14 protein-coding genes are annotated in these 15169 nt (G+C 72.3%); 5 read left to right on the top strand and 9 right to left on the bottom strand.

What is annotated here, in order from left to right:
- Positions 1-94: 94 nt before the first annotated feature.
- The 6 genes from M4D53_RS14960 to M4D53_RS14935 form a co-directional block, all read right to left on the bottom strand.
- Complete coding sequence (locus M4D53_RS14960) at positions 95-1216, bottom strand: FAD-dependent oxidoreductase (RefSeq protein ID WP_259954792.1); 1122 nt, start codon at positions 1214-1216, stop codon at positions 95-97.
- Positions 1203-1928, bottom strand: a complete 726-nt coding sequence (locus M4D53_RS14955) for a methyltransferase domain-containing protein (protein ID WP_259954790.1) — start codon at positions 1926-1928, stop codon at positions 1203-1205. Before M4D53_RS14955 ends, M4D53_RS14960 begins: the two co-directional genes overlap by 14 nt.
- The gene (locus M4D53_RS14950; protein ID WP_259954788.1) at positions 1925-3082 is read right to left on the bottom strand and encodes a type III polyketide synthase; all 1158 of its coding nucleotides are present in this window, start codon (positions 3080-3082) and stop codon (positions 1925-1927) included. Before M4D53_RS14950 ends, M4D53_RS14955 begins: the two co-directional genes overlap by 4 nt.
- 62 nt (positions 3083-3144) lie before the next feature.
- Positions 3145-3756 (bottom strand): CYTH domain-containing protein, encoded by a 612-nt coding sequence (locus M4D53_RS14945; protein ID WP_259954785.1) that lies wholly within the window; start codon positions 3754-3756, stop codon positions 3145-3147.
- Complete coding sequence (locus M4D53_RS14940; RefSeq protein WP_187661817.1) at positions 3749-3964, bottom strand: response regulator; 216 nt, start codon at positions 3962-3964, stop codon at positions 3749-3751. The genes M4D53_RS14945 and M4D53_RS14940 overlap by 8 nt, the downstream gene beginning before the upstream one ends.
- Positions 3965-4011: 47 nt before the next feature.
- A complete protein-coding gene (locus M4D53_RS14935; protein ID WP_259954783.1) occupies positions 4012-4482 on the bottom strand; it encodes a prepilin peptidase in 471 nt (156 codons plus the stop codon).
- A 129-nt stretch (positions 4483-4611) separates the two neighbouring features.
- On the opposite strand from M4D53_RS14935, the gene imuA' reads away from it, so the two are divergent.
- Genes imuA' through M4D53_RS14920 form a run of 3 tightly spaced genes read left to right on the top strand, consistent with a single transcriptional unit; the run spans position 4612 to position 10384 of the window.
- Entirely contained in the window at positions 4612-5397 is a 786-nt protein-coding gene (imuA', locus tag M4D53_RS14930; protein WP_259954781.1) for a DnaE2-dependent mutagenesis accessory factor ImuA', read from the top strand.
- The gene (locus tag M4D53_RS14925; protein WP_187661820.1) at positions 5394-6929 is read left to right on the top strand and encodes a Y-family DNA polymerase; all 1536 of its coding nucleotides are present in this window, start codon (positions 5394-5396) and stop codon (positions 6927-6929) included. The genes imuA' and M4D53_RS14925 overlap by 4 nt, the downstream gene beginning before the upstream one ends.
- Positions 6929-10384 (top strand): error-prone DNA polymerase, encoded by a 3456-nt coding sequence (locus tag M4D53_RS14920; protein WP_259954779.1) that lies wholly within the window; start codon positions 6929-6931, stop codon positions 10382-10384. The genes M4D53_RS14925 and M4D53_RS14920 overlap by 1 nt, the downstream gene beginning before the upstream one ends.
- A gap of 33 nt (positions 10385-10417) precedes the next feature.
- Here the strand turns inward: M4D53_RS14920 and M4D53_RS14915 are convergent, their stop codons facing one another.
- Both M4D53_RS14915 and M4D53_RS14910 read right to left on the bottom strand, forming a co-directional pair.
- Positions 10418-10798: a hypothetical protein gene (locus tag M4D53_RS14915; RefSeq protein ID WP_259954777.1), complete on the bottom strand. Its 381-nt coding sequence runs from the start codon at positions 10796-10798 to the stop codon at positions 10418-10420.
- A 387-nt stretch (positions 10799-11185) separates the two neighbouring features.
- Positions 11186-11401, bottom strand: a complete 216-nt coding sequence (locus M4D53_RS14910; RefSeq protein ID WP_187661823.1) for an Rv3202a family protein — start codon at positions 11399-11401, stop codon at positions 11186-11188.
- An 84-nt stretch (positions 11402-11485) separates the two neighbouring features.
- On the opposite strand from M4D53_RS14910, the gene M4D53_RS14905 reads away from it, so the two are divergent.
- Positions 11486-12349 carry a DUF72 domain-containing protein gene (locus M4D53_RS14905; protein ID WP_259954795.1) on the top strand — a complete coding sequence of 288 codons (864 nt, stop codon included), beginning with the start codon at positions 11486-11488 and terminating at the stop codon, positions 12347-12349.
- A gap of 15 nt (positions 12350-12364) precedes the next feature.
- On the opposite strand, the gene M4D53_RS14900 is transcribed toward M4D53_RS14905, so the two are convergent.
- Complete coding sequence (locus M4D53_RS14900; RefSeq protein ID WP_187664183.1) at positions 12365-12949, bottom strand: NADPH-dependent FMN reductase; 585 nt, start codon at positions 12947-12949, stop codon at positions 12365-12367.
- Positions 12950-13074: 125 nt separating this feature from the next.
- Here M4D53_RS14900 and helR point away from each other — a divergent pair, with 125 nt between their 5' ends.
- On the top strand, positions 13075-14985 hold the full coding sequence (helR, locus tag M4D53_RS14895) for an RNA polymerase recycling motor ATPase HelR (RefSeq protein ID WP_259954775.1): 1911 nt from the start codon (positions 13075-13077) through the stop codon (positions 14983-14985).
- Positions 14986-15169: the final 184 nt, after the last annotated feature.

Below are 15169 nucleotides of genomic sequence, written 5' to 3'. Positions count from 1 at the left end.
GGGGCCGGGGCCCCCCCCCCCCCCCCACCCCCACACCACCCCCCCCCCCCCCCCCCCCCCCCGGCCCGCCCGGGGGCCCCGGGCCTTTCTCGCGTCAGAGGCCGCGCATCGTGATGAGACCGGTCGTCCACGGGCGCAGCGCGGAGGAACCGAGCGTACGCACCAGCCCCTCCCGCACGGCGACGACCGGGGCGACCGCCGGAGCCCCCATCGCCATGAAGAACGCGGAGCGATGATGCGCCTTCCGCGCCGCCCGCTGGACCTCCCGGGCGAAGCCGTCGAGGACGGGGGCGGCGCCGCGGTCGGTCCGGCGCAGCGCCGCGACCAGCCGGAGCGCATCCGCCCAGCCGAGGTTCATGCCCTGGCCGCCGATCGGGCTCACCTCGTGCGCGGCGTCGCCGAGCAGCACGATCCGTCTGCGGTGCAGCCGTCGAGCCGCGTGCTGGGCCGCGCGGAACGAGGAGACAGGCGCGGTGGGGTCGACCTCGAGCCTCTCCCCGGTCCGGTGACCGACGATGTCCGCCAGCTCGGCGGCTGTGGACACCGTCCGACCACGGTCTTCGCGCACCACCCAGCGGCGCCGGCCGCCCGGCAAGGGGAAGGACTCGACGAGGCCGTCCGGCTCGAAGTACAGCACGGCGCGATGGTCGGCCGGCGGATCGTCGACGTCGAGCATCGCGTAGCCTGCGGATCCGGTGCGCGCCAGCCACCCCGCACCGAACGCCTCCCGCAGGGGACTCCGGACGCCGTCCGCGACGACGACGATCGACGCCGTCTCCTCCCGACGTCCGTGCTCGCCGTCGATCCATACCCGCACGAACGGCCCCTCGTCGCGGACCGAGCGGACGACGGAGCCGGACTGCAGCGCATCCGGTTGCAGCGTCCGGAGACGGTCTCGCAGCAGCTCCTCGGTGCGGGGCTGCGCGAGCGTCAGGATCGGACGCTCGGTGGTGAAGGTCAGGGCGGCGAGTCGCCGGCCGCGGCTGCGGACCTCGCCGCCGGAGAGGCGGAGCGCCTCGGAGCGCACACCGGTACCCACTCCCGCGGCGTCGAGGGCATCGAGCCCCGGTCGATGGATCCCGATCGCCCGCGTCTGCGTGCCCGGCTCGGAGCGACGCTCGCACACTCGCACCCGGCGACCGTCCTGCCCCACGAGGCAGGCGAGGAGCAGCCCGACCGGACCACCGCCGACCACGAGGACATCATGGTCGACCATCGCCACCCTCCCAGCGCAGTTCGAGCCGAGCGGGCAGGTGCGACCGGACCTCCCAGCCCGGCGGCGCGACGGCCGCGAGCTCCCGCGGGGTATAGGAGCGGCGGATGCTCAGGAGGCCGTCGACTCGGATGAAGGAGCCCGCGAGAAGGTTTCCCGCGAACGGCCGGGTGCCCACGGCGAACGCCCCGTAGGCGAGGCGGCTGCGGGCGATGTCGTGGTGGGAGACGAGTCCGCGATCACCGACCAGGGCGCGGGAGTCGTCGAGCACCGCGTGCAGCGCTGCGGCGTCGAGGTGATGGAGGACGTGGTTGGAGAGCACGACGTCATAGGTGTCGCCCGCCGCCACGAGGTCCCCGGAGAACGCGTGGCGATAGCGGATCCCTGCACCGTCGTCGTGTGCCGAGGCCCAGCGGATCGCACGCTCGTCGGCGTCCAGGGCGGTGACATCGGCGCGGAGGCCGTCGCGACGCAGTCTCCGGACCAGATCGCGGCACAGGTCGCCGCCACCGGCGCCGATGTCGAGGATGCGCAGCACACGCCCGGCCGCCGCCCGGGGACGGATGTCCCGCCGATACAGCCGTCCGGGGCGCGAGACGACCGCGTTGACGGCGCTGAAGCGCCGGTACGTGCGACCGAGCGCCTCCTCATCCGCGTCGGGGTCGTCCATGAGCTCGACGAGGTCGACGGCACGCGCCGACAGGTCCAGGCTCACGGTGCGGGCGCGACCACGGTCAGCAGCGCGCTCTCGGCGGTGAGCCCCGGGCCGAAGGCCATCGCCGCCACGCGGTCACCGGGATCCGCGCCCTCCTGCTCGAGGATGCGCTTCAGCACGAACAGCACGGTCGCACTCGACATGTTCCCGTACTCCCGGAGCGTCTCGCGCGCGGGTCGCAACTGCACGTCGCTCAGGGCCATCCGCTCCTGCACCCGATCGAGGATGCTGCGCCCGCCGGGGTGGATCGCCCAGTGGCGCACCCGCTCGCCCACCCGGCCGGCGGCGAAGGCCGCCGCCAGGCCGTCCTCACGACCGTAGAGCGGCGTGAGCGCCCCGATGATCGACTCCCCGATGATCTGTGGGACGGCGGTCGAGAGGATCATCTCGAAGCCCGAGTCGCCGATCGTCCAGGCCATGTCGTCCACGCCCTCCGGCACGATCGCCGTGTGGAAGCCGTTCAGCCGGAGCGCGGGGACGGCGGTGGGCAGGTCCCGAGCCGTCACGATCCCGGCGGCAGCCCCGTCCGCGAACAGGGAGGAGGCCACGATGGTGTCCGGATCCTCGGAAGAGCGCAGATGCAGCGTGCACAGCTCGACGCTGACGACGAGGACGACCGCGTTCTCATCGGCCGCGCAGAACTGTGCGGCCGCGCGGAGGGCCGGCATCGAGGCGTAGCACCCCATGAAGCCGAGGTGATAGCGCTGGACGGCATCGGACAGGCCGAGCCCACGCACGATCTCATACTCGGGGCCCGGGGCATGGAAGCCGGTGCAGGAGACCGTGATGACGTGCGTCACGTCCGCCGGGTCCAGGTCGGGGTCCGCCTCGAGGGCGCGGCGCGCGACCTCGACGAAGAGACGGGAGGCCTCACGCGTGTAGACCTCGTTGCGCGCCTTCGTTCCCGGCGCCAGCAGCCGTCCGGAGGCGCGATCGTAGAACAACGGCTCATCCTGGTCGGCGTCATCGGCCAGCTCCGCGATGACGGTGTGCCGCGTGTCGATGCCGGAGACGTTGAACGACGTCGCCACGATGCGCTGCGCCAGCCGTCCCAGATCGGGCTGGGCGGCGAAGACGTCGCGCACCTGCTCCTGCACGAGGACGGTCTCGGGGACGATCGTCTGCAGCGATCGGAGCACGGGCGGTCGACTCATGTCGTCACTCAACCACCCCGGAGCCGGACGCGGAAAGGGGTTGCGTCCGGAGAGTCCGCGGCCTAGAAGCCGAGGGCGCGGGCGAGCTTCGAGTCGGAGCTCGCCTCTCGGCCGCCGACCGCGCGCACGGCGCTTTCGATCGCCGCGAAGAACGCCGAGCGGCCGGCGTCGTCGGAGGGGCCTGCGGGCCCGAGTTCGACCTCCCACTCCCGCCACGCACGTCGCGCCCCGGTGCGCAGGTCGGTCGCCTGGACGTGGTCGTCGACGAACTCCGCCACGACGCCGTCCTGTCCGGTGAGGAGGTACGCCGTCCGGTCGTTCTCGATGCGGGCGAGAGGCTCCAGCGGCGCGGTCGTCCAGACGGCGATCGCCTCGCGCACCGCCGTCGGGATCTCCTCGTCACCGAGGGGCCAGCCCTGCTCGACCCGGCCGTCACCCTGCCGCGGACCCTTGATGTGCCACCCCTCGTCCGGTCCGCCGGAGCGACGACGCAGGGCGACACCGGCACGGGCCAGCGCGCCGTCTGCGGTGTCCAGATAGCGGGCGTCGAGGGCACGGTGCTCGGCAGGCGAGACGGCATCGACGCCGGGGATCGCCGCCCAGTCCGGCAGCGGAGTCCCCTCGTCGACGTCGTACTTGCGCTCGACCTCGACGGTGCGAGAGGGCTCAGTCATCCTCGAGCGTGAGGTCCTCGAGGGCCTCCTCGAACCAGTAGTCGACCTCGGTGGGGCCGTCGCCCTCGCCTGTGTTCTGCGGCTCGCCGCGGCGGTTGTAGACCACCTGCGTCTCGCTGTAGGGGACGATCAGCTTGTCGTCCGCGTCGTCGTCGAGGGGGATGATCTGCCCGTCCAGCGGGCCGCCGTGAAGTCGTGCGAGTGCCATGTGCCCAGGGTAGCGCCGCCCTCCCCCATTCGGTGCGACCTGCACGGTCAGCCCCCGAGGACACCGAGGACGGCCCCCGCGACCATCCACGGCCCGAAGGCGATGCGCGTCCTCCGGTCGACCCCTCCCGCGGCGAGGAGCACGAGCGCGAAGACCGCCCCGAGCACGAAGGCGGACGACGCGCCCAGGAGGAACGCTCCCCAGCCGTGCCACGCCAGGAGGAGTCCGATCACGAGGGCGAGCTTCACGTCTCCTCCTCCCATGCCCGCGTGGCTGATCATCCGCAGCACGGCGTAGAAGCCACCGAGCACGAGGGAGCCGAGCAGGCCGCGGCCGAGCGGCTCCGCGTCTGCGGTGGCGACGGCGTCGACGGAGACCGCCACGACCAGCAGGGCCAGGGTGGGCAGCACGATGCGGTTCGGCAGTCGGTGCGTGCGGACGTCGATCACGGTGAGCAGGATGCCGATCCCGAGGAGGGCGCCGTGCACGAGACCGAGGAGGGCGAGACGGATGTCCATCCCGGCAGGGTAGGGAGATCCGGGACGGCGCGGAGCGCCCTGTGGACAACCAGGCGGCGATGTCGGATGTACGAACTAGCGTCAGTCTCATCACTTGCTTTATTCGTACATATCTTCGAGGATGGATACATGGGGATCGGGCTCGATGCGATGACCGCGCTCTCTCCGACCAGCGACACCCGCGCCGGAGAGGTGCTGCGACTGCGCCGCGAGATCAGCCGGATGCAGCGACGGCGCAGCGAGCACACGCTCCTCCCCCTCGATCCCGCCTTCGCGGCGCTGCTGCCGGAGGAAGGGCTGCAGACGGGCACCTCGTACACCGTCTCCCCCTCGCCCGCCCTCGTGCTCGCGCTGCTCAGCGCCTCCTCCGGTCGGGGCCACTGGTGCGCGGTGATCGGCATGCCCACCCTCGGGGTCGAGGCCGCCGCCGCCTACGGCATCGATCTGAGCCGGCTGATCCTCGTCCCCGACCCGGGAGACCGCTGGCTCGCGGCGGCGTCCGCATTGGCCGAGGTGGTGCCCCTGATCGTCGTGCAGCCGACGACGAGGGCACGGGACGCCGATGTCTCCCGGTTGAGTGCCCGCCTGCGCGACCGCGGGGCCACGCTGCTCGTGGCGGAGGAACCGGGCGCCGGCCGCTGGGCGCAGAGCGAGGGGACCATCCGACTGCACGATCCTGATTGGCACGGGCTCGGCGAGGGGTGGGGGCTGCTCTCGGACTGCACGGTGACGGTCACCGCGCGGACCAGGCACAGCCCCCGCGCCTCGAGCGTGCGCGTGCGACTGCCCGGCGGACACGGAGCCGTGGAGACCGCGGCCGCGGAGCTGACCGCCCTGCCGCCGCTCGCCCCCTCCCCGACGGACAGCGGTGCGTCCGCGTCCTCCGACCTCCTCTTCTGGGCGGAGGCGGGATGAACGCTCCTCTCCGCGTCCTCGTGCTCTGGTTCCCCGACTGGCCACTGCGGGCGGTGCTGGGCGGAGGGCCGCATCCGCCGACGGCCCTGGTGCAGGCGAACACGGTCGTCGCCTGCACCGCCTCGGCGCGGGCGCACGGCGTCCGCATCGGGCAGCGCCGCCGCGTCGCCCAGGGCCTGCTCTCCTCGCTGCAGGTCCTCCCCCACGACGCCGAGAAGGACGAGCGCGCCTTCGTCCCGGTGCTGCAGCTCATCGAGAAGCACGCCCCCGGCGTCACGCTCCTGCGCCCCGGCCTCGCGATCCTGCGCGCCCGCGGCATCGCCCGCTATCACGGCGGAGAGGCCGAAGCGGCGGCGGCGCTGTCCGCGGTCCTCGCTGCGGCCGGCTTCCCCGAGGTGCGTGTCGGCGTCGCCGACGGCCCCTTCACCGCCGAGATCGCGGCCCGCGGCGCCGCCGCCTGCACCGTCGTCCCGCCCGGCGGATCCCGCGAGTTCCTGGCCCCCTATCCCGTGCAGGTACTCCGCGACGAGCAGATCAGCGATCTCCTCCTCCGCCTCGGCGTGCGGACCCTCGGCGAGTTCACCGCGCTCGCCCCTCTCGACGTCCGCGACCGCTTCGGCGAGCACGGCGCCCGCCTGCAGGCCCTCGCCGCCGGCGCCGATTCCCGCCCGCTGGCCCCTCGGCCGCCGGATCCCGAACTGGCCAGGACCATCGAGTTCGAGTCCCCTCTCGGCGGCACCGACCAGGTGGCCTTCGCCGTGCGGCAGACCGCCGATGCCGTGATGCTCGCCCTGGCGGATGCGTCCCTCGTGTGCACCGAGGTGCGGATCGACCTGACCGACGACGACGGCGTCGTCCACTCCCGCACCTGGCTGCATCCGACGAGCTTCGATGCCGCCGACCTCGTGGACCGCGTGCGCTGGCAGCTGGAGGCGCTGGCCGCCCTGACCGCCCGCGAACCCGTCGACGAGGCGAGGGCGTTCGGGGGCATCGTGGCCGCCCGTCTCCTCCCCGTCGCCGTGGACGACGCCGCCCACCACCAACCGGGGCTCTTCGGCTCGGGTACCGATGAGCGGCTGCATCACGCGGTCTCGCGGGTGCAGACCATGCTGGGGCATCAGGGCGTGGTCACCGCCGCCCTCTCCGGAGGGCGCTGGCTCGCCGACCGCCAGGTGCTCACGCCATGGGGCGAGCGTCCGGTGCCTCCGCGTGATCCGCGGTCCCCCTGGCCGGGGAGCCTCCCGGATCCCCTCCCCTCCGAGGTGTTCCGGCCCCCGCGTCCCATCGGCGTCGTCGCGGCGGACGGGAGCACGATCGACGTCGATGACCGCGGCGCCCTCACGCACGATCCCGCCCGCATCGACGGGGCGACCGTGCAGGCCTGGGCCGGCCCGTGGCCCGTGCACGAACGGCGCTGGAGCACGGGCGGCGGCAAACGAGGACACCGGCTCCAGATCGTCGACGACCGCGACCGCGCCTGGCTGGTCTTCCTGGCCGGCGAGCGCTGGTGGGCCGAGGGGAGGTACCGCTGATGGGCTGGCACAATCCGCCGTTGACCTGGGATCAGCTCGAACGCACTCTCAGCGGGGAACCCATCCCCGAAGCGGCCTCCGCACCCCCGGGACTCCGACCGGATCCCGGGCCGGTGAGTCGCCCGCGGAAGCTCGTCCCCCCGGCCCTCCCGGAGCGGCCAGAGGAGGCGGTGCCCTATGCCGAGCTGCACGCGCACTCGTCCTACTCGTTCCTCGACGGGGCGTCCTCCCCCGACGACCTGCTCGCGGAGGCCGAACGTCTCGGCCTGAGCGCGCTCGCCCTCACCGACCACGACGGGTTCTACGGTGCCGCCCGCTTCGCCGAGCTGGCGGAGCTCATGGAGCTGCGCCTGCAGACCGTCTACGGCGCCGAACTCTCCCTCGACCTCCCCTCCGCTCCGCAGGGGGCCGCCGATCCGCCGGGCACGCATCTGCTCGTGCTCGCCCGGGGCCTCGAGGGATACCACCGTCTGTCGGGGGCGATCACCGCGGCCCAGCTGCGCGGCGGGGAGAAGGGGCGCCCGGTCTACGACCTCGACGAGCTGGCCGGGACCGCCGACGGGCACTGGACGATCCTCACCGGCTGCCGCAAGGGGGCGGTACGGCAGGGGCTGGAGGCCGGAGACGCCGCTGCGCCGCTGCGTCACCTCGTCGACCTCTTCGGGCGCGACAACATCGCCGTCGAGCTCTTCGACCACGGCGATCCGCTGGACACCCGGCGCAACGACACCCTCGCCGAGCTCGCCCGTCGGATGCGGCTGCCCGTCGTGGCGACCAACAACGTGCACTACGCCCGCCCGGACCAAGCCCCTCTCGCCGAAGCGGTGGCCGCGGTCCGCGCGGTCCGGAGCATGGACGAGCTCGACGGCTGGCTGCCGGCCCATGGCGGCGCGCACCTGCGCAGCGGGGCGGAGATGACCGCCCGCTTCCGACGGTACCCCGGCGCGATCTCGCACGGTCTGGAGCTGGCCGCGGCCTCGGCCTTCCCGCTCCGGATGGCGCGTCCCGCCCTCCCCCGCCAGGACGTGCCGTCGGGGCACACCCCGATGAGCTGGCTGCGGCACCTGGTCTGGGAGGCGGTCCCGTCGAAGTATCCGCGGCTGGACGAAGACGGCCGTCGGCGCATCGCCCGCGAACTCGACGTGATCGAGGAGAAGGACTTCCCCGGGTACTTCCTCATCGTGCACGGCATCGTGGCGGAAGCACGGCGACGCGGCATCCTCTGCCAGGGCCGGGGTTCCGCTGCGGCGAGCGCGGTCTGCTATCTGCTGGGCATCACCGCGGTCGACCCGATCCTCTACCGCCTCCCCTTCGAGCGCTTCCTCGCCACCACCCGCACGGAGGAGCCGGACATCGACGTGGACTTCGACTCGCGGCGGCGGGAGGAGATCATCCAGTGGGTCTATCGGGAGTACGGCAGGGAGCGGGCGGCTCAGGTGGCGAACGTCATCCAGTACCGGCCGAAGAACGCGGTCCGCGACATGGCCAGAGCCCTGGGGCACTCGCCGGGGCAGCAGGACTCCTGGTCGCGACAGGTGGACGGCTGGGGGTCGGGACTCGAACCCGTCGAGGGGCACGACATCCCCGACACCGTGCTCGACTACGCGGCCGAGCTGCTGAAGGCTCCGCGGCACCTGGGGATCCACTCGGGCGGCATGGTGCTCACCGCCCGGCCGGTCGGTGAGGTGGTGCCGGTCGAGCACGCCCGCATGGAGGACCGCACCGTCATCCAGTGGGACAAGGACGACGCCGCCTTCATGGGGCTGGTGAAGTTCGATCTCCTCGGCCTGGGCATGCTCGCGGCACTGCAGCACTGCTTCGACCTGGTCCGGGAGGCGACGGGCGAGGAGTGGACGCTGGAGACCCTGCCGAAGGAGGAGGCCGGCGTCTACGACATGCTCTGCCGTGCCGATTCGATCGGCGTCTTCCAGGTGGAGTCCCGCGCGCAGATCGGGCTGCTCCCCCGGCTGCAGCCGCGACGCTTCTACGACCTCGCCATCCAGATCGCCCTCATCCGTCCCGGGCCCATCCAGGGCGGCGCCGTGCACCCGTTCGTCCGGCGCAAGATGGCGAAGGACAGGGTGGACGAAGCGAACCGGGAGCGGGAGGCCAGGGGCGAGCCCCCGGAGGACTTCCCCATCCCGTACCCGCACAGCGACCTCGAGGACATCCTCGCGCGGACTCTGGGCATCCCCATCTTCCAGGAGCAGCTCATCCAGATGGCCACGGCCGTCGGCGACTGCACCGCCGATGAGGCCGACCTGCTGCGCCGCGCGATGGGGTCGAAGCGAGGTCTGGAGAAGATCGAGAAGGTCAGGGACAAGCTGTATGCGGGGATGGCCCGCCGCGGGCTCGTCGACGAGGCCGCCGACCGGATCTATGCGCAGATCCAGGCGTTCTCGAACTTCGGGTTCGCCGAGTCCCATTCGCTGTCCTTCGCGCTGCTCGTCTACGCGAGCTCGTGGTTGAAGCTGCACTACCCGGCGGCCTTCCTCGCGGGTCTGCTGCGCTCGCAGCCGATGGGCTTCTACTCCCCTGCGACCCTCACGGCGGATGCCCGTCGGCACGGCGTGGAGGTCCGCCGCCCGGATCTGCATCTCTCCGGCGCCACCGAGACCCTCGAACCCCTCACCCCGGACGCGGCGGGCACGACCGGGAGGGCCGACTGCCTGGCCGACCCGCAGCCGCCCGTGCACCGGTTCGACAGGAACGCGGCGGACGAGTCCGCGACGCACCGCAGGGACGGACGGTTCGCGGTGCGTCTGGGCCTCAGCGGCATCCGCGGGATCGGGGTGCCGATGGCGGAGCGCATCGTCGCCGAACGGGAGGCTCACGGTCCCTACCGCGATCTGCACGACCTCGTGCGTCGCACCGATGCCACGGCCGCGCAGGTGGAGGCCCTCGCCACCGCCGGAGCCTTCGCCTGCCTCGGGTTGGAGCGCCGGGAGGCCATCTGGCTCGCCGGGGCCGCCGCGGAAGACCGCGCCCGGTTCCTCCCGGGGACCACGGTGGCGGTGCAGCCGCCGCTGTTCGCCGACCAGACCAGCTACGAGCGCCTCTCGGCCGATCTCTGGGCCACGGGCATCTCGACCGACGACCACCCGATGACGCACTTCCGCGGCGACCTCCGGACTCGCGGCGTCCTGACCGCCGCGGACCTGCAGCGCCACGAGACCGGACGACGCGTCGAGGTGGCCGGTCTCGTCACCCATCGACAACGACCCGCCACCGCCGCCGGCGTCACGTTCGTCAACCTCGAGGACGAGAGCGGGTTGGTGAACGTGATCTGCTCGACGGGGGTCTGGGGACGGTTCGGTCGCATCGCCCGAGAGTCCCCCGCGCTCATCATCCGCGGCATCCTCGAGCGCTCACCGGAGGGGGTCGTCAATGTGCTCGCCGACGCCTTCGAAGACCTCCGCACGGGGGTCATGCACCGCTCGCGGGACTTCCGATGACCCCGGAGCGCGAGGGGCCCCGGCTTCCGGCCGTCACCAGAAGCGTTCGGGCTCCTCCGGCGGGGGCCGATCCGATCCACCCCAGCGATCAGCCTCGGCCTTGGCCGCGTTGACCGCCTCGTCCGCGCCCCGCAGAGCGATGCCCGCGCCGCTGGCCGAGGGCCCGATGGGGTCGAGGAGCAGCGACGTCCGCGGAGCGACGCCCACCGCCACCGTGCAGTCGAGGACGCGACCGATCCAGTGCGTCACCTCGGCCCGCGGCTCCTCGGCGCGACGGTAGCGGATACCGGTATCGAGGTCGAGCAGCGAGAGGACGACCGGCTCGTCCGTCTGCGGGTCGACGAGTTCGGAGACCTCGACCCGGTGCCCGACCGGGAGCGCGACCTGACCGGCGAAGACGAGCATCCTGTCCATGCCCCCACCCTACGGAACGGCTCGCATCGGCGACAGGGATCGGAGCCGCGCAGAATTTTCGAAGAAATCTTTGTCCCCCAAATGGCGGACAAGGAGATTAAGGGATATCCTGCTCTCGTAGCGGGGGCTACCGGCTGAATCTCTGGGGGATCAGCCGTAGAGACAGCGAGACTTCGCCGCCTCCCCAACCGTCCGGGTAGGACGGTGAGCCCTCTCGGCAGCACCGAGTTGGGGCGGTCCCGTCGAGAGGGCATACCCCGCGGCTAGCCGCCGTCCCGCCGAGCGTCAACCCCGGCGAACGCGCGCGCCCGCCGGACTACGGTCGTGCACCATGACGCCTCTCCGCAGTCTCCGACGCCACTCCGGCGCGCACACCGCCGGAGGCGGTCAGTCGTCGGCGGGCTCGTCGAGGCCGTCCTCGTCCAGGGGCACCTCGATCCGCTGCTCCGCGGCATCCGCGGGATCCGCCTCGATGGGGTGCGGCTCCGGTGCCGAGGGGGTCGGCGCTTCCGGGTCCTCGGGAGTCTCCGCGGCGAGGCGCTCCTGCTCCTGCAGGTCGGCTTCGGGCTTCACATCGTCGATCGGATGGTCATTCAGGGACATGGCTTCTCCTCCTTCGGCGTGGATGTCTCCAGCTTGCCGACGCCGGATGACAGCGGCAAGGGGCTTGACCCGACGGAGGCGGCGATGACGCGGAAGGGCGGTGGAGGCCGGGTCCGCATCGGCGTCTCCGGATGGCGGTACGCCCGGTGGCGCGGCGACTTCTACCCGCGCGGCCTGCCGCAGCGACGAGAGCTCGAACACATCGGATCGCTGTTCCCCACGGTCGAGCTCAACGGCTCGTTCTACTCCCTGCAGCGGCCGGACAGCTACCGGCGGTGGGCGGCGAGCGTTCCCGAGGACTTCGTGTTCGCGGTCAAGGGCTCGCGCTACGTCAGTCACATGCTCCGGCTGCGGAACGTCGAGCAGGCGCTGGCGAACTTCTTCGCGTCGGGGGTCCTCGCCCTCGGTCCCCGCCTCGGACCGATCCTCTGGCAGCTCCCCGAGCGTCAGCGCTTCGACGCCGAGCTCCTGGAGTCGTTCCTCGACACCCTTCCCCGGACGACGGCGGAGGCCCTCGCGCTCGCTCGACGTCATGACGAGCGGCTGCAGGACCGGGCGTGGCTGGAGATCGATGCCGACCGCCCACTCCGGTACGCCCTCGAACCGCGTTCCGACTCGTTCGCCGATCCGTCGAGCCTGCGTCTTCTGCAGGAGCACGGCACCTCCCTCGTCGTCGCCGACACCGCCGGGAAATGGCCTCGCTTCGACGCCCTCACCGCGGACCTCGTCTACGTCCGACTCCACGGTGCGCAGATGCTCTATCACAGCGGGTACACGGACGCGGAGCTGCGGGAGTGGGCGGCCCTCATCCGCGGATGGGCGGACGGCTCAGGAGCCGACGACGGGAAGCCGCGCGACGTCTACGTGTACTTCGACAACGACGCCCGCGGGCACGCGCCCCATGACGCCATGGCCTTGAGCACCCTCGTCGCGGACATGCCCTCCTGACACGGCGAGCACGGCCTACCGATCGCCGACGTGACCCGGCGCGGTGAGCGAGAGGACCCGCTCGACGAACGCCGCGTACTCCTCCATGTAGTGCGCGAGGAACTTCTCGGTGTCGGCGTCGTGCACCGTGCCGTCGGCACCGAACACCTCGGGCCGGAACGCGATGTACGCCTCCGGGGCGTTCAGCTGCGGCGCGTTGAGGAAGCTCAGCACGCTCCGCATCGACGACTGCATGACAGCGGTGCCGATCGCCCCGGTCGAGGCGCCGATGATGCCGGTGGGCTTCCGCGCGAAGGAGTTGTGCCCCCACGGCCGCGAACCCCAGTCGATGGCGTTCTTCAGCGCACCGGGGATGGAGCGGTTGTACTCCGGCGACACGAGCAGCAGACCGTCCGCCCCCTCGACGGCACTCTTGAACGCGGTGACCGCGGCGACGGGTTCGAGCTCGTCGTCGCGGTTGTAGAGCGGGAGGTCCCGGATGGGGATCTCCACGAGCTCCAGGTCGGGCGGGGCGAGCCGCACGAGCGCCGTGGCGAGGACGCGGTTGATCGAGTCCGATGCGAGGCTGCCGATGAGGTAGCCGATCCGATGGGTCATGATGAGGTCCCCTCGTCTCCCTGCACTTCCAGGATATCGCCGGGGTGGGGGCTTGCCACAAGGCCCCCCTCGCGAGGCAGAATCGACGGCTCGGGTGCCCCCGCCCGCTCTCGCGAAGGAGACCTCCGGTGCTCGACCCCTTCACCCTGCCCGACGACCACGCGGCGAAATCCGCGGATGCCCTCATCACCGTCGATCGTGCCCACCTCCGGCGTCTCGGCGCCGCGCTGTCCCGGGAGCGGGACGCCCTGACCGCTCGTCTCGCCCTCGTCCGTCGGCAGGCCGCGGACGCCGGTGTGACGGCGGTCGACCGCGACCTCGAGATCCGACGGCTCAGTGCGACCCTGCGCCTGCGGGAGCGCTTCGACATCGACATGTGCCTCGGGCGGATGACCCCTGCGGAGGGCCCGCCCGTGTACATCGGGCGCGCCGGGGTGTCCGACGCGGACGGCACCCGTCTGCTGGTCGACTGGCGGGCTCCGGCAGCCGAACCGTACTTCGCGGCGACCTGGGAGGACCCCCGGGGACTCATCTCCCGGCGACGGTACCGATGGAACGCAGGCCGGATCACGGACTACTGGGACGAGGCCCTGTCGCCGGAGGGTCTCGACGGTGCGGCATCCCTCGACGATCAGTCCGCGTTCCTCGCGAGCCTGGAGGCGCACCGCACCGGGCGGATGCGGGACGTGCTGGCGACGATCCAGACGGATCAGGACGCCATCGTTCGCGCCCCCTCCCCCGGCGCTCTCGTGGTGGACGGCGGGCCCGGCACCGGGAAGACGGTGGTCGCGCTGCACCGGGCGGCGCACCTCCTGTACGCCGAGCCGCGGCTGACGAACGGCGCCGGCGGCATGCTCCTCGTGGGTCCGAACCCGCAGTACCTCGGCTATGTGGAGGACGTGCTGCCGAGTCTCGGCGAGGACACGGTGCGGTTGTGCACCCTGCGCGACCTCACACCCGAGGGCGCGGGCGCGGTCGCAGAGCAGGACCCCCGCGTGGCCGAGCTGAAGCAGGGCCTCGACCCGGACCAGGTGATCGAGGCGGCGGTCGCCGTCCTGACCCGGCCGCCGAGGCACGCGCTCCGCATCGAGACGCCGTGGGCCGATCTGTGGATCAGCCGAGACGACTGGGGCGAGCTGTTCGCCGCGGCCGATCCCGCCTCCCCGCTCAACGAGGCCCGCGACGAGGTCTGGGAGGAGCTGCTGGAACTGCTCGTCGACCAGGTGCGCGACGAGGATGTCCCGGAGTCCTCGATCCGCCGGTGGCTGCGGCAGGACGACGAGCTCACCGGGACCTTCGTACGGGCGTGGCCGCTGCTGGCGCCGGAAGCGGTGGTCGCCGCGCTCTGGGCGTCCCCGACGCTGCTCGCGCAGTGCGCCCCCGACCTCGCGCCCGAGGAGCTCGCCCTGCTGCACCGTGCCGAGGGGGCGCCCTGGACGGATCCCGACCTTCCCCTCCTCGACGCCGCGCACCGCCGGATCGGCGATCCCGAGGTCGTCCGCGAGCAGCACCGCCGGCAGGGCGCGGCGGCCGCGGCGCAGGAGCAGATGTCGGCGGTGGTCGAGCACCTCGTCGCGAGCGACGACAGCGAGATGAAGGTGATGTCGATCCTGCGAGGTCAGGATGCGCGCAACGTTCTCGCCGGAGCGGACGTGCCTCCCCCGCTCCCGCCGGACGAACTCGCCGGCCCCTTCGGTCACATCGTCGTCGACGAGGCCCAGGAGCTGACCGATGCGCAGTGGCGCATGCTGATCGCACGGTGCCCCTCCCGCAGCTTCACCGTCGTGGGCGACAGGGCCCAGGCGCGGAGGGAGTTCACCGAGTCGTGGTCCGCCCGCCTCGAACGTCTCGGCCTGCGGAATGTGCGGGTCTCCTCGCTCCGGGTGAACTACCGCGCGGAACCCGGCAGGTCCGCCGCCGGCACCTGGTCGTCGGGGTCCGGGATCTCGTCCGGATCACGGCCCGTCGCGGTGGTCGCGTCCAACTCCTCCGGCGTCGCACCCTCGTCGAGGGCTTCCGTGCGCTCCCATTCCGCCTGAGCGGGATCGTTGCTCGGGTCGGCCTCGGTGGTCGCGTCGCCGTCGCGCAGCGGCTGACCGCCGACGTCGTCGGGTGTCGATTCCATGTCTCCTCCTTCGATCGGGCTGGCCCCAGTCTTCCCGCCGGAGCCGCTGTCATCGAGGGGCTTGAGGAGACCTCGCCGAGCAGCTAGGTTCCCGGAGC

Source organism: Microbacterium meiriae (assembly GCF_025143875.1).
GTDB classification, from domain to species: Bacteria; Actinomycetota; Actinomycetes; order Actinomycetales; family Microbacteriaceae; genus Microbacterium; species Microbacterium meiriae.
This window is presented reverse-complemented; position numbering and strand designations above follow the sequence as displayed.